This is a genomic window from Microbulbifer maximicatervae (SeqCode), from assembly GCF_052467815.1.
In genome coordinates, this window is sequence record NZ_CP174326.1 from 4034717 (window position 1) to 4052986 (window position 18270).

Consider the following 18270-nt stretch of genomic DNA (forward strand, 5'->3'; position numbering starts at 1 on the left):
TACCCACTATCGACCGCTAGCTAATGAATTACGATATATCAATATTAGAGTTAAAACTGTTCTTAATGACGGCCCAATTGGGTAACTATTCTGAGGTTTCCAGGCAGCAGGGAATGACACCGTCCTCTGTATCGCGAAAAATGGCTCAGCTAGAGGGGAAAGTGGGAACCAAACTACTGCACCGTCATACCAGGGCAATATCACTGACGGATGAAGGTACGGCCTTTGCAAAGTATTGTAGCGATATTGTTCGTCAGTATGAGCTAGTGTGCGGGCAAATTGAGCAAAGAGCCAACACACCACGGGGGGTTGTTAAAATCAGCGCCCCCGTTGCTTTTGGGCGGCTTCATATTGCTCCTTATATTCCAGATTTGTTAGAGCTCTATCCGCTGCTTAGGATCGAAATGCAGCAGACAGATAGCTTTATTGACCCTGCTAAGGAGGGTGTTGACTTACTTATCAGAATTGGAGCGCTCCAAGATTCAGGCTTGAAAATGAATCGCTTTGGCAATCATAACTTTGTATTGGCAGCCAGCCCGGAATATCTGAGGGTAAATGGGGTCCCGGAAACCCCAGAGCAGTTAATTGCTCACAACTGTTTGGTATTTAAGGGAACCAATGGGCTACAGCGCTGGTTTATCGGTAAAGATAGTTTGACACCCTATGAAGTTAAGGGATCACTTTACAGCAATAATGCAGAAACACTGGTTTCCAGTGCTATAGGGGGAGCTGGGGTTGTTATGTTCCCAACCTGGTTAATCAATGAAGAGATTCGGTTGGGCAAGCTGGTTCCTATTTTGACTGACTACCGCGCATCTTCATCGGCAGAAAACCAAACTATCAATGCACTCTACTTACCTACGGATAACCTGGCTCCCAAAGTACGTGTTGTTATTGATTTCCTTAAGGAGAAATACGGTAGTCCCTGCTATTGGGATGCTAAATAGAGAAGCCCTCTTGCTATGACTCTGTGGGTATCGTGTACATTGTACTGCAGACAGGTTTTGGTTACAGGCAGGGGCTCCTGCCTCGGCCTGTAACTTCTGCTTGGTATTGACTAGCCAGCTAGTCTAAATAAGCTACAGTCATCAAATACCGTAAGAAGAGTTAAAATTTATAACTCACCATTAATGACGTACGTCTAGAGCTATCAGTGTCCACGATTGGGCTATTACTAATCTCATCGCCATACCAGGTTTGATATACGCCCGCCATAAGAATAAGGTTTGGGCTAATGTTGTATCCCACTTGTACACCTAACCGGGTAATGATATCTGCATCTGCTTCATACGCTGCCCTATCTTGAGTTACCTCATTTAGGTCCACGCCATAGTAGTAATCCAACGCACTATCACTTTGCCAGCTTATACTGAAGTCGGGTTTGATGATCCACTTTTGGTGCTTGTAAGGCAAACTATATCCAGCCGATAGACTGTATCCGTCGTGGGTATCACTGATATCTTGTGAGATGCCAATCTTCCAAAGGCCTACCGGGCTTTTATAGTTCATTGATAAGTTGGCAAGAATCGCCAGGTCAAGCTCTTCCATATCGCTGAGCTTATCACTGTCCCCTCTGTCTCTATCGCCCGCCAGGTCACCGCCAATGCCAAACTTCACTCGAAGTTTTTCGTCGTGGTACAGGTCAACACCCAACTCAAAACCCTGAAAGTAAAAGCGCTTGTAGCGGGCTGAGATCAATGGAAATATGTTGTTTTGGTCCTCTCCATCAACGTAGATTGACTCAACGCTAAAGGTTCCAATACCTACAGAAAGTGCCGTCTCATCCTGCTTTGGCGGCTTCTGGGTAACTTCATCTGCAAAAGCTAGGCTGGATAATGCCGAACCCACCAGCGCGGTGCACATACTCAAAGTTAATGGCAGAGAACTCTTATGGTTTTGATCTTGCAAACTAGACATATTGAATCCCAATTTGAACTGGTTGAAGTTCCGTTATTTCAGGAGTGGATTCTATGCCGCTAAAGGTAAACGCCAGGTAAATAAACTCATGCCCAGGCCAGGTTAACGGTTAAGTATTGTTCATTTTTGTTGTAAGAAAAGATCCATTGCTGCTGATCGGCCACTTGCTTAAGGATATGAAGACCTAAACCAAAACCCTGCCCTTCCCCCCTGTCAAAATGCACCTGCTGCTCCGGCAGTATGGGGTTCTGAACCCGGATTCCATTTGCATCAAAATCAATATCGATAATTCCCTCAAGGGTATGCTCAAAGGCATTTCTGAGCAGATTGGTTATGGCGATATCCAATAGCACTTGTACTTGCTTCAAGTTGACCAAACTATCCGAATTGAGATGAACATGTACATCTCGCTGACCCAAGAGGTATTTGAGCTGCTCAACCCGAGTTTGAATCATATTACTGAAATCAAATTCTGTTGATTCCAGATTTACCTTGCTTTGAGATAGCAGCAGAAGTGCCTGTGTCAGCTGGGTCATCTGTTCATAGGAGCGCTCAATCTGCTCCAGTTGAGTATCGATTGGCTTACCTTTTTTTTGCCTTACCTTCACCACATGCAAGGCACTGCCAATGGTTGCCAAGGGGGTTCTCAATTCATGGCTCGCATTCTGTAGAAATTGCTTTTCCTGCTCTTGATGATTCCATACCTGCTGTAGCGACTCTTGCAGTACCCGCCCTACACGACCAAATTCATCCTTCCTTTGCTTTAAAGATTCCGGGATCGGAGTCAACTTATGCCGACTCTTTTGCGCAAATTTCTCTAGGTCTTTTAATGGCGATATCACTTGTCTTGCAAGAATAAGTGGCACACTTAACGCTAAAGTAAGGGTTAGTAAGACACCGATAAGAACTTCAATTTCTACCTTTTTGTACTTGCTGGGTATTGCAGCTTCTTCTATTTCCAGCACGTAGTAAGTTGTCTTAAGGGCGCTTTCAGCATAAGGCATAATGGCTAAATAGTAGCGATCATCAATTAAGTCTTTGCTAAAGTGCACCCTTTTTTCTTCGCCGTCAGCTTCCTCTAACACGCGCTTTGCCGTATCTGGTAGTAAACTGTACTCATCATATGTTTGTAACTGGGCAAAAAAAGGGTCATCAATAACCCCTCCAGCCTCAATGATACGTTTTTCAGCTACAGATATCAGTGTCGCACCTAAAGCGTGCTTAACCATTTTGATTTTGGATCTCTCGACGACAACTGCACTGCACGCCACAATTGCGGCAAGAATCCAAATATAGTGAAAGAAAAATTTTCTACGAATGGAGCGATCAAAGGCTTTCATCACGCTTCCCCAGGATAACGCCCTTCCCTCTGATCGTGTGCAGTAGTGGAATACTGAACCCCTTATCGATTCCCTGCCGCAACCGATACAGATGTACTTTGATTACGTCGGATTCAGGGGAAAGAAACTGCCATAAATGCTGTTCAATTTTTTCTTTAGTAACCAGCTTTGGACTCTGTTGCATCAAAAACACGAGCAATTCCCAACAGATTGGGGGCAGATTTATAGATTTCCCCTGCCTGGTGACTTCATGGGTCTCTAAATTAACTTCCAGGTCCTCAACTTTATACCGGGTTTGGGTAACACGTCGTTTTATCGATAGAGACCGAATCCGCGCGACCAGCTCAAGCATTTCGAAGGGTTTAACCAGGTAGTCATCCCCTCCAGATTGGAAACCGGTGATTTTATCGTCCAATTGGTCCAGCGCGGTCAGCATCAATATTGGTGTCGAGCTTCCTGCATTGCGCAACTTAGAACTCACTTCGAAACCGCTTCTACCCGGCATCATGACATCAAGTACGATTACATCGAAGTCATGCTTTGAGGCCAGCTCAGTGGCCATTATTCCATTGTCAGCGTAGTCACATCGAATATTGTACTCTTCGAGGCTCTCGATAATATTGGCCGCCAGCGCGTGATTGTCTTCAGCTAAGAGTACCAATAATGGCGTTTTGCAGTCAGGCCCCATTGATCTAGTCACTCAAAAGTTCTTGATACCCTGGAATGATAAGGCTCAATGGGTAAACAGTAAGTAAACAAGTGTAAAAGTGATGAAATTTTAACCACCTGTATAAAGCTTGCTTGTGAGCAGGCCTCACTACAAATACGAGATCTATAGCCCCTCTTCCCAAAAGGCTATTTGATTGCTGGATTACAATTTCGGTTAAAACTCATTTTCGGCAATAGTTGCTGCCAGCTGCTTTAGCTTTGGCTGCTGCCCCTCGATATTGGTGAGTCCAATTATTAAATGGTTTTCTTTAGGAAATATGACGATTAGGGCGCTAAAGCCATAGATTCCGCCAGATTGCGTATACACTTTTTTGCCAGCGACTGTGGAGGTAACCCAGCCAAAACCATATCCCCTCTCGACAAAAACATCCTCTTTGTCAGCGGCAGAAATCAAAGAGCCTGTGGCAATGGATTCGGACCAGGTTTCCAAGTCTGCCAGGTTACTGGACAAGGCCCCCGCAGAATAAGGAATCGACATATCAATATAATTTGCCAGCTCAGCCTGGTTAGCGGTTGCATAGCCTTGAGCGTGGCTCGCTTGGGAGATTGTACTCTCGCCATATATTGTATGATCCAAGCCTAGCCCCTCCAGAATATGTTGGGACAAGTACTGCGTGTAGGTGTACCCGGAGATCAACTCAATAAGGTACCCCAGTAAAATATAGTTTGAGTTTGAATAGCTATATTTTTCACCAGGCTCGAACTCCAGAGGCTTAAACTTAGTCAGATTGACCAATTCCAAAGGACTAAAAGATTCATTGTGGTCAATGCCGTAAAAAAACTCTGGGATACCTGAGCGATGAGTGAGGAGGTGTCTAAGGGTGATCTCATCTCGTCTTGGGTAGTCCTTCACAAAATGTGAAACAGGCATGTCGTAGCTGGGAATTTTCCCAGTGTTTTTTAGCTGTACAACCGCTAATGCCGTCAGGGTCTTGGAGAGAGAGCCAATTCGATACTGGGTATCAATTCGGTTAGGTATCTTTTGGGCTACATTGGCAAAGCCGAACCCTTTTCTCAAAATATCGGTGCCATCACGCTTGACGAGAAATGACCCTATAAAACCTTCAGATTCAAGCAAACTTTCAGCGCTGGTGTAATCCGAGTGGGATGGATGACTGTAGACTTGTGGAGAGAGTGCACCGAAAGAAGCGATTAACAAAACCGCAAGACAAACTGCTTTCATTCTTATATCCGTGAAACTGTAGATGAGCTGGTAGCAACCCCTGGTCAGGGGCAAGAAATAGCCAAGGTCTTAAAGAAAAGCTAGTCAATTTTAGTGAGGTTTCTAGAAAGTTGATCTGCAACGGCAAAAAATGCCTGCAGATCTTTTTTGTCGATGCCTTGCATCAGATCTTTTGAAAAGTTTCCCTCAATTTCCTCTACACGAGCAAAGAATTGGTTGCCTTTGCCGGTAAGCCGTAAAAGTTTGCTGCGTCCATCACTAGGATTGGGAACACGCTCTACCATTCCCGACGTACACAGCTCATCGACCAATCTTGTAATTTGCCCTTTGTCTCGCTTTAAGGCCCCACCTAATTCTGCTGGCGTCAGCTCCTGTTGAACCCATATTTGCCTCATTGCCCGCAACTGCTGGGGGGCGAGTTTTATCCGCATTTTCTCAAGTTGAGGTGCTATCTGCATGCCCAAGTCGTAACTGAGGCGGAAGATCGCTTCATGAATACTTCTGTGCTTTTCCACCTGATGTTCTCCTGACTTTAAAAACTGTGTGCGAGAGAGTCGCACTTTAACTGATTTGCCCCGTCCAAGATAGTTGACATTGGTCAACCAAATGGAATAAGTTGATATATGTCAACTAAAAGCATTATGGAGATTACTACTATGAAGATACCGCCAACCCTGAAGAAAGTAATTCTGGCTGCACTGGCTTACACTTGGATAGAAGCGGCAGTTGCAGCCCTAGGCCGGCGAGTACTGCTGACTGATATTTATGATGGAGCGGACTTCTTTGACACTGTTGAGCCGTCACTATCCGTATTCCTACAAGGTATGAGTATTCACTTTCTTGCTGGGTTGCTAGTTTCTTTGTTATTTGCACGGATGTGGACATCAGCAAGGCCTGATCGCCCTGCATCTCCGGTAACCTATGTAATCGTGATGGGACTATTGCACTGGGTGCTGGCTGTCTATGGCTATATTCCTCGCCACCATATGACTGATGCGGGAGTCTTCCTTGGACTAGAGACCCTCTTTGTTGCTATTACTTTTGCGCTTTATGGTCTGGTGCTCAGCAGAATATTCAAGCGGCAGAAAGATAGTACCAAGGTACAATCGGTAGGAGGCTGTCAACTAACTTAGTTGAGCTTGGTAGGTTTTTTAGAGTGAGAGGTTTTCCCGGCTCTGTCAGGTTTTCCAGAGGAAAATAAAAACCGGCAATATATGAAGGGTATTACTTCTGAAGTGCCTCCCCAGCAAATATCTTGCCGGGGAGGTATAGCGGTCTCGCCCCTTATTGGGGGCGAAGCCTAAAGTTTACAGGCAGACAATGTTTTCTGCTTGTGGGCCTTTAGCGCCCTGAGTCACGGTAAACTCTACCTTCTGGCCTTCGGCCAAGGTTTTAAAACCGCCACCGGAAATTGCGCTGAAGTGAGCAAAAACGTCGGGACCGGATTCCTGGGCGATGAAGCCAAAACCTTTCCCTTCGTCAAACCACTTAACGGTACCAGTAACTGTATTAGACATAATAGATATCCTTGATTGAACAATTGCGCTCCAATTGAATGGAGTTGTGCGGGCAAAAAGTATTATTTTAAACGAGACCGAACGAAGGATTATGACTAAAACTACGAGGTAAACTGCAATAAAAAATGGCTTTTAAACCGGCGGACGAATAGTAGCACTAGCCTGTCACCTATGTCCACTTTTTCCTAAATCTACCCCCGACATTGGCACTCAGACCGCCGTCCACTGCCGCATAAAGGCGCGATGAACCGGAGGCACTGAGGCGATACAGTGGGCCGATAGCCACAATGCCGATTTTGCCAGAGGATTGCTCGAGGAGATCAGCTTTCTCGCCAGCTCTGTTTTCTTAACCACGGACTCCCCTGCCTCATGCCGGGAGGTAGAGTAGCTATCGACCGCACCGTTAGCGATAGCAGATGCTGCGGCTATGGCGTCGGCCATACCCAGATTCATCCCCTTTCCTCCCACTGGAGAGTGGCAATGGGCTGCGTCTCCAGCCAATAACACCCGGTGCTTTCGGTAAGTTTTTGCCTGTCGGATGGAGATTTTAAAGGCCGCTGTCCTCCGGATGTTGGCGATTTCTATCGGCAGCCTGAGGGTTGCCAGGGCATCTTCGGTTGATGATGCGATACGAGCGCGGCGCCGCTCGATAGGGAGCACCAAGGTGAACTCACCTTCCCCGCCGTACAGGTCCAGGGCAATCTCTTCCGGATCGAAGTTTCCTCTCAAATCCACATCCGCAATTGACCACTTATTGGGCAGATCAATACCAGGGTACTGTATTTTCAGCTGCTGTCGCACGGCGGACTGTATGCCGTCTGCGGCAATCACCCAATCAAAAGAGGCGCTGGTATTGTCCGAGAAGTTGACGGCCGCCTTGTCCGGGGTGGTTGTGATGTTAGTGACTGAGACCCCGTACTCAACTTCGACACCCCTCTCGGCAAGAGTGTCCCGGAGGATTCCCTCGGTCCGGTTTTGCGGCAGCCCCAGAGGCACCCTATCGCGAAACTCATTCCCGCTGTTGTCGATATAAACCAGGGTTCTCTCATCGCGCAATATGTGCATTTTCCTCAGGGGCATCGCCTCTACAAGAAAGGAATCTGCGGCGCCCAGTTCACGAAGAGCATCAATGGTGGCTGGCATAATGCCAACAGCGCGGGAGAGTTCAGAGGGGCTGTCTTTGTGCTCAACAATACGACACTTCAGCCCCAGGGATGTGAGAGCGACTGCAGCAGTCAATCCGGTCGGACCGGCACCAATTACAAGGATGTCCATCGATACAACTTGTAGCCTGAAAGCTCAACCGGTCGACACAGAATGCCTCGATCGCTACAGGGAGCTTGCTGCTGCAAGCTTAGACAAATTTCTACAGCTGTAGAGGGGCGTAATGGCCACTAAATGCGTGCACAACCGCTCTTCTCCGGTGTCGCTACTTAAGTGCTTTTATCTCCGTCGGAGGAGTCGGGGATGTCACTGTAGCCCAGTGCCGTTGCGGGCTTATCCATTGAGGCACCCTGGCGATCCAGAACACCGATATCCAGTACTGGGGAAGCATCGATATGTTGAGCATCCATCATTTGGGCAACGCGCTGTAGAGAAGCAATTATCATGCTTTGCTCCCAGTCTTTTAGATCGCCAAACTGACGAGCAAATTGGTCCTGAAGCGGGATGGGGGCATCGCGCAAAGTCTCCGCGGCCTCCTCAGTAAGGTAAGCATGCACTTTGCGCTTGTCCGCCTGGGAGCGCTGGCGATAAACCAAGCCTCTCTTCTCCAGGCGATCCAAAATATTAGTTACTGTTGCCTGGCTCAGGCTTACCTCGTTGGCCAGTTCGCCGATCGTCACTTCACCCTTATTGCGAATAGCTTGTAGCAACAACACCTGCGGGGCGGTTAAGCCGGTGGTTTTAGCCAGGTGTTTGGAGTGCAGGTCCGTGGCTCTTATTACCCGCCGCAGGGCCACTAGCACTTGTTCGATACTGTTCAAAGTTACCTCTCAATCATGGAGTCAGGGTGATTGCCGGAATTATATCGCCGTACCCCTCAATCACTAAGCGCTTATAACCCGACTGCGAAACATCACCCCCACAAGAGTCTCAAGCTCCATCACAAAACTGTCCATTTTATGGCCAGGCGATCTCTCAGCCGGCATCTCCAATAGAAAATTTTATCGACCTCGAAATATTATTTTTACCTGCCTATAGGCTGTATATCCCACATATCTAGGCATTTCTAGGTCAGATATTGTGACTTGATTCGCCTCAAGTATCCTGGACTTTGAATTTAATTTGTGTACGATATTTAGCGTTCAAAGCATTTTTAATAGTAACCCGGCATAAAAATGCCTCTAGAAAGCTATATTTACGCCATTTGCTCAACACTTGTGCAGGTAAATATTTAGAGGTGAAAAAATATTTAGTCGGTTGGGAAGGTTTTTTGTCTAGCTCAGAAAATATTTTGTTGCGCAGTCCATTGATTGAAGATGGGATGGCCACTTACCGATTGATCAAACGTTGCCCTCCCCTGGATACAAACTCCAGCTACTGCAACCTCCTCCACTGCAGCCATTTCGCCAACACCTCAGTCGCCGCAGAGGTTGATGGAGAGCTGCTGGGCTTTATTTCCGGGTATATCATCCCCGACCGTACAGACACCCTTTTTGTCTGGCAGGTGGCCGTCGACGAGAAAGCCCGGGGGCTTGGACTGGCCTCCCGGATGATAAGTCACATCCTCGAGCGTCCTCACTGTGATTCGGTCAGATTTATTGAGACCACGATTACAGAACACAACCTGCCCTCTTGGGCGCTCTTCCACAGTGTCGCCGATAAATTATCGGTCGATCTTCACTCCTCCCCCTGGATGGACTCTCAAGCCCACTTTGATGGGCTGCACGACTCCGAAACCCTTGTCCGCATCGGGCCTTTCGCCCTCGAAGAAACACCATAAAAGAGAAAATCATGAAGATCTTTGATGAGATTGAATCAGAAGTGCAAAGCTATGCCCGCTCCTTTCCGCGAGTTTTCAATCGCGCAAAAGGCGAGCTGATGTGGGATGAGGAGGGAAATCAGTATCTGGATTTCCTGGCTGGTGCCGGCACACTCAACTACGGGCACAACAACCCACTGTTCAAGCAGGCACTGCAAGATTACATCGAGGCCGATGGAATTACTCACGGCCTCGATATGCACACCAGGGCCAAGGGAGAATTTCTACAGGCACTGAATGAGAAAATTCTCAAGCCGCGGAATATGGAGTACGTGGTGCAGTTTACCGGTCCGACAGGGACGAATGCGGTAGAGGCGGCGATGAAGATTGCCCGCAATGTAACCGGGCAGCAGAACATCGTCACCTTTACCAACGGTTTCCATGGCGTAAGCCTTGGCTCGCTGGCCGCCACCGGCAACTCGCATCACAGGGATGCTGCCGGTGTCAGCCTCAATGGTACGCACCGCATGCCCTTTGACGACTACCTGGGCAAAAATATCGATACCACAGAATACCTCGATAAAGTCCTCTCAGATTCCAGCAGCGGTATTAATTCTCCCGCAGCAGTGATTGTTGAGACAGTTCAAGGGGAAGGCGGTATCAATGCGGCCAGTATCGAGTGGCTAAGAAACCTTCAATCCGTCTGCAAAAAACACGGCTTACTTTTTATTGTCGATGATATCCAGGCTGGCTGCGGCCGCACGGGCAACTTTTTCAGCTTTGAAGAGGCCGGTATCGAACCCGATATCATTACGCTATCCAAATCCCTTAGTGGCTATGGGCTGCCATTTGCGCTGGTGCTAATGAAACCAGAGCTGGATCAGTGGAAGCCCGGTGAGCACAACGGCACTTTCCGTGGCAACAATCTGGCTTTTGTAACTGCGAAAGCCGCTATCGATCATTACTGGTCTGACGAAAACTTCTCACGGGAGATTAAACGCAAGGGCAAATACATTTCCGAGCGTTTGAATGAAATTGTCAGCCGATATGGTGAGGGCAATTTCACCACTAAAGGCCGGGGTATGTTTCAGGGTATCGACTGCATCAGCGGCGAACTTGCAGGAAAAATCACCAAACTCGCATTCAAGCAGGGGCTGATTATTGAAACCAGCGGAGCCGATGACCAGATCGTTAAGCTCCTTTGCCCACTGATTATCACCGATCAAAACCTTAAAAAAGGGATCGACATTATTGAATCCGCTATCCGGGAAGTCTGTGCCGGAGAGCGGGATATGCCTGAGGAAAGAGTCTTTTTTGAAGCCTGCTAGACTTTAAGGGCCTCTGAAAGGCTCACGCAAAAGATCCAACTGCGCAGGCTGCAAATTAAGAATATTGCTGACCAGCCAGACTCGAACACACACGAAACAGCGAAATACCAATGATTGTCAGAAGTTTACAGGAAGCTAAAAAATCCGGCCGCCGGGTTGTTTCACCGGATAGCAACTGGGAGAGCACCCGACTCCTGCTTAAAGATGATGAAATGGGCTTTTCTTTCCATATCACCACTATTTATGCAGATGCTGATTTCCAAATGCACTATCAAAACCATTTGGAAGCGGTTTACTGCATTTCCGGCAGAGGTGAGGTAGAAACTCTTGAGGATGGCAAGAAGCACCCTATCGAACCTGGAACTATCTATATTCTCGATAAGCATGACCGGCACATTTTAAGAGCCTTTGAAGAAATGACTATGGCCTGTGTATTTAACCCCCCTTTGAATGGCAAGGAAGTACACAATGCTGAGGGAGCCTACGAACTTGAGGCCGACAAGATTGATGAATAATTAGTCAGTCATAGGGCAGTATCCATGAAGTACCTTCCAGATAGCTCAAGTGTTACCAGGGAAGATTGTTACCCCTCCCGAAAACCGGGCCTTCTGGGTGGTACCAGGGTGCGCAAAGATCCAATTGTGTATGGGGACTGCCAGTCCCTCTCCCCACTGACATCATCTCAACTCAAGCGCTATGCAGAACAGGGCTTTGTTGTACTGGAGAATATGTTTTCCCAGGCGGAGATTAACCTTTTTACGCAAGAGTTGGCGGAGATTAAACAGCGCAGACACACTGACAAGTCGGAAGAAATTATCACCGAGCCTGAAAGTAACGAAGTGCGCTCAGTCTTTCGTATCCACAAAAGCAGCCAAATTTTTAACCAGCTTTCCAGGGATCAGCGGCTATCAAGTATTGCGAAATGTATTTTGGGTGATGAGGTTTATATCCATCAGTCTCGCGCGAACTACAAACCTGGTTTTCGCGGGAAAGATTTTTATTGGCACTCCGATTTTGAAACCTGGCATGTCGAGGACGGCATGCCCCGTATGCGGGCACTCAGCATCTCCATTACCTTAACAGAGAATCATCATTTTAATGGCCCATTGATGCTGATTCCCAAGTCCCACCACCATTACATTGCTTGCGATGGGGAAACGCCAAAACGGAACTACCTCAGCTCACTGAAAAAGCAAGAACTTGGTATTCCCTCAGATAGCCATTTGAGGTCCCTGGTATCCAATGGCGGAATATCAGCTGTTACAGGCAAGCCCGGCAGTATTGTTGTGTTTGACTGTAACTTAATGCATGGCTCCAGCAGCAATATCAGCCCCGACCCGAGGTCTAATTTGTTTTTTGTTTTTAATGCCCTGAGCAACAAGGTGGAGGCTCCGTTTTGCGGCTTGCCTCCCAGGCCGGAATACATCTGTGCGAGGAAATCAATTTCTACTATCTGAAGCAAATCTCAATTCAAACCACTCACCCAGTTTTTAAGAGAAAGAAGGACCAGTAAGAGACGATGCATACGATAGAAAAGATTGGCGGCACCTCTATGACGGACTACGAAGCGGTCCGGGATAATATTATCAAAGGTGACTCCAAGGGGATCTACAATCGTGTTTTTGTAGTCTCTGCCTACGGCGGTATTACTGACTTGCTTCTAGAACACAAGAAAAGTGGTCAACCAGGTATCTATGCCCTCTTCTCCAGCAGCATTGAGGATGATAGCTGGCTGGTTAAGTTTGATGAGCTTCGGGCAGCACTGCGGCAAATCAACGAACGCCTTTTCGGGCATGGCGATCTTCTCGCGGAAGCGAACCTGTTTTTGGATGAAAGGCTGGAGAGCGCCAAAAAATGCCTGAGAGACCTGCAAAGCCTTTGTCAGCACGGCCACTTCTCCCTCGACGCTCACTTGGGCACGGTAAGGGAGATGTTAGCCAGCCTCGGCGAGGCCCACAGCGCATGGAACACTTCTAAACTGTTGCAGCGGGATGGTGTAAATGCCTGCTTTGTCGATCTGACTGGCTGGCGCACCAACAAGCACATACCCCTGGATGAGCGTATCCGGGATGCCTTTGCCACTATCGACTTAAGCAGGCAGCTGCCCATTGTTACCGGCTATGCCCATAGCGATAAAGGCCTGCTGATCTCGTTTGATCGGGGCTACAGCGAGATGACTTTCAGTCGTCTCGCCGTCCTTACCGGGGCAAAGGAGGCGGTGATTCACAAAGAGTTCCACCTGAGCAGTGCAGACCCTCGCCTGGTGGGAGAGGGAAATGCAGTACCCATTGGCCGCACCAATTACGATGTGGCCGACCAGTTGGCCAACCTGGGTATGGAAGCGATTCACCCCAAAGCCGCTAAGGGGCTGCGCCAACAAAATATCCCTCTCAGGGTGAAAAACACCTTCGAGCCCGAGCACGCCGGCACCCTGATTACTGGTGATTACATCAGCGACTCTCCACGAGTGGAAATTATTGCCGGCTGTAAAGGGGTTTACGCCCTGGAGTTGTTTGACCAGGATATGGCGGGCAGCATCCACGATTATGATCGCGAAGTGCTACTGGTGATCAAGCGCTTCAAAGCCCACATTATTTCCAAAGACACTAATGCCAATACCCTTACCCATTTCCTCTCCACCAACCTGAAAACAATTAAGCGGATTCAGGCTGCATTGGAAGAGCATTTTCCCGAAGCCGAACTGAACCAGCGCAAAGTCGCCATAGTTTCAGCCATCGGTAGCGATATGCAAATCCCCGGCGTGCTGGCCAAAGCGGTGCAGTCGATGTCCAAAAGCAATATCCGCGTGCTCGCCATGCACCAGTCCCTGCGTCATGTAGATATGCAGTTCATCGTTAACGAGCCAGACTATGATGCAGCCGTTCGGACTCTACACGAGGCACTGGTAGAGATTTACAATCACGGGACGGCGATATGCCTCGCATCCTGAGCCTTTGTGCCCTGCTCTTTTTATTAACTTCCGTCACCTCTATTTCCCAGGAAGCGGAAGAAAAGAAAAAAGACAGTGCGCAAAGCGAAGTCGACACCCTTGAGAAGCCCTTGTACACACCCTTCATCGAGCGCTATATGCTCGACGAAATTAAGCAGCTGCGAATCGATCAGGCTAATGCCAAGCAGGAATTGATTCAGCAAATTGTCGATCGTGAACACAACTCTGTCGATCGAGCCGTAGCCTACGCAACCGATACGGTTACCTACTTTTTCTACTTGATAGCCGCCGCCACTTCAATTTTGGTTTTAGTTGGTTGGCGGTCATTTCAGGATATTAAAGAGCGGGTGCACTCCCTGGCCGATGAGGAGATCTCAAAGCTGGTCCAGGAATACGAAAAGCGCTTGGAAGTTATAGAGAAGCAGCTTCAACAGAAAACACAACATATTGAAGAAAACCGCGAGGAAATCGAGCTAACCCAGGAAGTACAGTCCCTGTGGCTGCGCGCTCAACAGGAATCTTCAGTGGCCAATAAAATTGCCATTTACGACGAGATTTTGCGCCTCCGCCACGAGGATGTAGAAGCCCTTACCTATAAAGCTGATGCAGTGCTGGAGCTTAATGAACCCCAGTGGGCCGCCAATCTTTGTCACCAGGCCCTGGGTATTGATCCAGATAACAGCCATGCCTTCTACCAGCTAGCATGTGCCCATACTGCCATGGGTCAATTTGATGAAGCGCTGCGTTATCTGGCGGAAGCCATTAAAAGACGGGAAAGCTACCGCGATGAAATCCTGGTTGATAGTGCCTTACAGCCTCTAGCGGAAAGTGAAGTATTTGAGGAGCTCGACCAGGTTATTGCCAATACTCCCTCGCCGCAAAGTGGTGGCAAGGGGAGCTAGAAATATTCGGATAACCTCTGAAGACCACCCCATAAAAAATACGGGATAAAAATAATTGGATTGCCGATGATCTATTCATTTCTTGGTTTTTTACTTTTGTTCACTCTGGTCGGCCTCTCTTCTGCGATGTTCAGCCGTCAAACCAAAGCTGACTATTACCTTGCCAGCAGTGGTGTCTCCCCCTGGCTGGTGGGGTTGTCTGCCGTGGCAACGAACAATAGCGGCTATATGTTTATCGGGGTTATCGGCTATACCTACACCACTGGGTTGGCCTCCATCTGGTTGATGGTGGGGTGGATTGCCGGTGATTTTCTGGCTTCCCTCTATGTACACAAGCGATTGAGGACCGCTACCAGTTCAAGTAGTGAAGTCAGCTACGCAGGTGTTCTCAGTAACTGGCACGGACAGAAGTACTCAGCCCTGCAGCGCCTGATCGGCATCATTTCCCTGCTGTTTTTACTAACTTATGCCTCTGCCCAAATGGTTGCCGGCAGCAAAGCCCTGCACGTACTGCTGGATTGGCCTCTCTGGTCCGGTGCTGTAGTTGGAGCTGTGCTTGTATGCCTCTACTGTTTAGCTGGCGGCATCCGCGCGTCCATTTGGACTGATGCGGCCCAATCCATCGTTATGATGGGGGCTATGGCAGCACTTCTAGCCGTCGCCCTTGCCAACTTGGGTGGCATCACCAGTGCGGCGATACAAATGCAGGCTATTGAAGGTTTTACCCATTGGTTTCCCGAGGGGCTCGCCTTTGCGGGCTGGGGCGGGGTGATACTCTTTGTGATCAGTTGGGGGTTTGCTGGATTGTCTGTGATTGGACAACCCCACGTTATGGTTCGATTTATGACCCTGAAGGATTCCAGCAAGATGAACCGGGCAAGGGCCTGGTACTATCTGTGGTTCATCCTTTTCTATTGCATGGCTACCGGGGTCGGCCTGCTATCCAGAGTGTTTATTGCCGATACAGGGAGCTTTGATGCGGAGCTTGCTCTTCCCACCATGGCTATGGATTTGTTGCCCCCTGTTTTTGTTGGGCTGATCCTGGCTGGTATCTTTGCCGCAACCATGTCCACCGCAGACTCCCTGCTGCTCAGCTGCTCCGCAGCCATTACCCACGATATTCTTCCGCACAAGATTGAAAAAACCTGGTTTCTCAAGCTTGTCACAGTTGCGATAACCGGCGGCGCATTGCTGTTGGCGCTCGCCAACAGCCAAAGTGTGTTCAGCCTGGTTATTTTCGCTTGGTCGGGACTTGCCAGCGCATTTGGCCCCCTACTCCTGGTATTGTGTTTTGGGGGTAAGCCATCCCAGGCAACCGCTATCGCAGCAGTGATTATCGGCTTTACAGCAGCGATTACCTGGCGGCTACTGGGGTATCACGGCGTGATCTATGAGGGATTGCCGGGTATTGCAGCTGGGTTAGCAGTGCTATATCTGGCCAGCCTGAACCGCCAAACCTCCACTTTACGCGAGGCAAACAGTTAAATTCACTCAACGTAATTCTGGGGAGGTAGAGCCTCCCCACCTGCCAGACCTTCACCAGCTAGAGCCTCCTCCCCCAAAAGCGACAAATCCTATCTCCTGCCGTCCGAAGCCCCCGCCCTTCGGGCACCTGACTTGACCCCGAGACAGCCAGATTGAGCAAAATTCATACAGTGATTTTTATAGAGTTCAAATGAGATTTTTGGCCCAACCCAGCCCACTTTTAACCCTTGAAAATACGGATTAACTCTGTAGTCGCTGAAAAATAAATCCTCCTACGAATCCGCCAGCTTTGTTGCATTGAGTGCTAACAATTAGAGTTCAAATTAAAAATATGTTACATTTTGTGTAATATCGCTCGATAAACGACTATCGAGCTCGGGCTGGAATCTGACGATTAGGGACAAATGTCTTCGTCAGACCGGCCCTTTTTTATGATGACTGGACCTTCACGATCGGCCCATTGCGCCCTTCAAGTCCATCGCCAACGAACAACCGACTGACCCTCTGTTAAAGCAGTATGGAGAGACAGATGTCACTGGACAAACAACGGAATTTTGTAGACGGCCGCTACCTGTCGAATGAGAGCGGCGAGTGCTTTGATGTATATAACCCGGCGACCAACGAGGTCAGCTATCAGGTTGAGGTTGCCGACGAGAAGGTACTCGCAGAAACCATCGAGAGCGCCAAGCGCGGTTTTGCCCAGTGGTCAGCGATGATGCCGGTAGAACGCAGCCGCATCCTGCTGAAAGCAGTAGCACTGTTGCGCGAGCGCAACGACGAACTGGCAGCTATCGAAGTGACTGATACTGGCAAGCCCTGGCAGGAAGCCAGTGTTGTCGACGTGGTGACTGGGGCCGACTCTATCGAATTCTTTGCCGGCCTGGCTGCAGGCATTGAAGGCAATCAGCAGCAAGTCGGTGAGGACTTCTACTACACCCGCCGCGAGCCCCTGGGCATCTGCGCCGGAATCGGTGCCTGGAACTACCCCTTACAAATCGCTTGCTGGAAAGCCGCCCCGGCCCTGGCCTGCGGTAACGCCATGATCTTCAAGCCTTCCGAAGAAACCCCCAAAGGTGCTTTGAAGCTGGCCGAAATTTTTATTGAAGCAGGCATGCCTCCTGGTGTGTTCAACGTAATCCAGGGTGACGGCAAGGTCGGCGCCTGGCTGACCAACCACCCGGATATAGCTAAGGTATCTTTTACTGGCGAAGTAGGTACCGGTAAGAAAGTGATGGCTGCGGCCGCTGCGAACCTGAAAGAAGTCACCATGGAGCTGGGTGGCAAATCTCCGCTGGTGATCTTTGATGATGCCGACCTGGAGCAAGCCGTTTCTGCTGCCATGCTGGGCAACTTCTACACCCAAGGGGAAATCTGCACCAACGGTACCCGGGTATTTGTACACCGCAGCATCCACGATCAGTTCCTCGCTCGTCTGAAAGAGCGTGTTGAGCAAAATATTATTGCCGGTGATCCGATGAATCCGGACACCAACTTCGGCGCCCTGATTTCTGCCAAGCACCAGCAACTGGTAATGGACTACATCAGCAAGGGTAAAGAGGAAGGCGCGACCCTGTTCTGCGGCGGTCACACCCTTTCACCAGAAAATTCCCCCAACGGTTACTTCGTTGCTCCCACCGTATTCACCGACTGTCATGACGATATGACCATCTGCCGCGAAGAGATCTTCGGCCCGGTAATGTCGGTACTGGTCTTTGATGATGAAGACGAAGTGATCCGCCGCGCTAACGATACCCGATTGGGCCTCGCCGCCGGCGTATTTACCCGTGATATCACTCGCGCCCACCGTGTGATCCACCAGATGCAAGCGGGTATCTGCTGGATCAATGCCTACGGCGCTTCCCCGGCAGAAATGCCGGTGGGCGGATACAAGTTATCTGGAATCGGACGCGAAAATGGACTTGCGACCCTGAACCACTATACCCAGCTAAAAGCGGTGTATGTGGGCCTGGCACCACTGGAAAGTCCATTTTAAGCG

General features: G+C 49.0%; 18 protein-coding genes. 10 read left to right on the forward strand and 8 right to left on the reverse strand.

Going from position 1 to position 18270, the window contains the following annotated elements; all coding sequences use genetic code 11:
- The first annotated feature begins 23 nt into the window (after positions 1-23).
- On the forward strand, positions 24-947 hold the full coding sequence (locus ACJJIW_RS17510) for a LysR family transcriptional regulator (protein ID WP_444935903.1): 924 nt from the start codon (positions 24-26) through the stop codon (positions 945-947).
- Positions 948-1107: 160 nt separating this feature from the next.
- Here ACJJIW_RS17510 and ACJJIW_RS17515 read toward each other — a convergent pair whose 3' ends face one another.
- The 5 genes from ACJJIW_RS17515 to ACJJIW_RS17535 all read right to left on the reverse strand — a co-directional run bounded on the left by ACJJIW_RS17515 (position 1108) and on the right by ACJJIW_RS17535 (position 5684).
- Entirely contained in the window at positions 1108-1917 is an 810-nt protein-coding gene (locus tag ACJJIW_RS17515) for a MipA/OmpV family protein (protein ID WP_444935904.1), read from the reverse strand.
- An 86-nt stretch (positions 1918-2003) separates the two neighbouring features.
- Complete coding sequence (locus ACJJIW_RS17520; protein ID WP_444935905.1) at positions 2004-3257, reverse strand: sensor histidine kinase; 1254 nt, start codon at positions 3255-3257, stop codon at positions 2004-2006.
- Positions 3244-3957, reverse strand: a complete 714-nt coding sequence (locus ACJJIW_RS17525; protein ID WP_444935906.1) for a response regulator transcription factor — start codon at positions 3955-3957, stop codon at positions 3244-3246. Before ACJJIW_RS17525 ends, ACJJIW_RS17520 begins: the two co-directional genes overlap by 14 nt.
- Positions 3958-4140: 183 nt before the next feature.
- A complete protein-coding gene (locus tag ACJJIW_RS17530) occupies positions 4141-5169 on the reverse strand; it encodes a serine hydrolase domain-containing protein (RefSeq protein WP_444935907.1) in 1029 nt (342 codons plus the stop codon).
- 80 nt (positions 5170-5249) lie between these two features.
- Positions 5250-5684, reverse strand: a complete 435-nt coding sequence (locus ACJJIW_RS17535) for a MarR family winged helix-turn-helix transcriptional regulator (RefSeq protein ID WP_444935908.1) — start codon at positions 5682-5684, stop codon at positions 5250-5252.
- 141 nt (positions 5685-5825) lie between these two features.
- Here ACJJIW_RS17535 and ACJJIW_RS17540 point away from each other — a divergent pair, with 141 nt between their 5' ends.
- Positions 5826-6302, forward strand: a complete 477-nt coding sequence (locus tag ACJJIW_RS17540) for a hypothetical protein (RefSeq protein ID WP_444935909.1) — start codon at positions 5826-5828, stop codon at positions 6300-6302.
- Positions 6303-6476: 174 nt separating this feature from the next.
- Here ACJJIW_RS17540 and ACJJIW_RS17545 read toward each other — a convergent pair whose 3' ends face one another.
- From ACJJIW_RS17545 to ACJJIW_RS17555, 3 genes are all read right to left on the reverse strand, one after another.
- Positions 6477-6686, reverse strand: coding sequence for a cold-shock protein (locus ACJJIW_RS17545; RefSeq protein WP_108733254.1), 210 nt, complete (start codon positions 6684-6686; stop codon positions 6477-6479).
- A gap of 210 nt (positions 6687-6896) precedes the next feature.
- A complete protein-coding gene (locus ACJJIW_RS17550; protein ID WP_444935910.1) occupies positions 6897-7961 on the reverse strand; it encodes an FAD-dependent oxidoreductase in 1065 nt (354 codons plus the stop codon).
- 158 nt (positions 7962-8119) lie between these two features.
- Entirely contained in the window at positions 8120-8671 is a 552-nt protein-coding gene (locus ACJJIW_RS17555) for a MarR family winged helix-turn-helix transcriptional regulator (protein WP_444908320.1), read from the reverse strand.
- Between the two features lie 449 nt (positions 8672-9120).
- Between ACJJIW_RS17555 and ectA the strand changes: the two genes are divergently transcribed.
- The 8 genes from ectA to betB all read left to right on the forward strand — a co-directional run bounded on the left by ectA (position 9121) and on the right by betB (position 18267).
- The gene (gene ectA, locus ACJJIW_RS17560; protein WP_444935911.1) at positions 9121-9630 is read left to right on the forward strand and encodes a diaminobutyrate acetyltransferase; all 510 of its coding nucleotides are present in this window, start codon (positions 9121-9123) and stop codon (positions 9628-9630) included.
- Positions 9631-9641: 11 nt separating this feature from the next.
- Complete coding sequence (ectB, locus tag ACJJIW_RS17565; protein ID WP_413665775.1) at positions 9642-10937, forward strand: diaminobutyrate--2-oxoglutarate transaminase; 1296 nt, start codon at positions 9642-9644, stop codon at positions 10935-10937.
- A 110-nt stretch (positions 10938-11047) separates the two neighbouring features.
- Positions 11048-11452: an ectoine synthase gene (locus ACJJIW_RS17570; RefSeq protein WP_282932786.1), complete on the forward strand. Its 405-nt coding sequence runs from the start codon at positions 11048-11050 to the stop codon at positions 11450-11452.
- Between the two features lie 24 nt (positions 11453-11476).
- Positions 11477-12394 carry an ectoine hydroxylase gene (thpD, locus tag ACJJIW_RS17575; protein ID WP_282932785.1) on the forward strand — a complete coding sequence of 306 codons (918 nt, stop codon included), beginning with the start codon at positions 11477-11479 and terminating at the stop codon, positions 12392-12394.
- A 62-nt stretch (positions 12395-12456) separates the two neighbouring features.
- Positions 12457-13887 carry an aspartate kinase gene (locus ACJJIW_RS17580; protein WP_282932784.1) on the forward strand — a complete coding sequence of 477 codons (1431 nt, stop codon included), beginning with the start codon at positions 12457-12459 and terminating at the stop codon, positions 13885-13887.
- Positions 13872-14789 carry a TPR end-of-group domain-containing protein gene (locus ACJJIW_RS17585; RefSeq protein WP_444935912.1) on the forward strand — a complete coding sequence of 306 codons (918 nt, stop codon included), beginning with the start codon at positions 13872-13874 and terminating at the stop codon, positions 14787-14789. The genes ACJJIW_RS17580 and ACJJIW_RS17585 overlap by 16 nt, the downstream gene beginning before the upstream one ends.
- A 66-nt stretch (positions 14790-14855) precedes the next feature.
- Entirely contained in the window at positions 14856-16274 is a 1419-nt protein-coding gene (locus ACJJIW_RS17590) for a sodium/proline symporter (protein ID WP_444935913.1), read from the forward strand.
- Between the two features lie 529 nt (positions 16275-16803).
- Positions 16804-18267 carry a betaine-aldehyde dehydrogenase gene (gene betB, locus ACJJIW_RS17595; protein ID WP_444935914.1) on the forward strand — a complete coding sequence of 488 codons (1464 nt, stop codon included), beginning with the start codon at positions 16804-16806 and terminating at the stop codon, positions 18265-18267.
- The last annotated feature ends 3 nt before the right edge of the window (positions 18268-18270 follow it).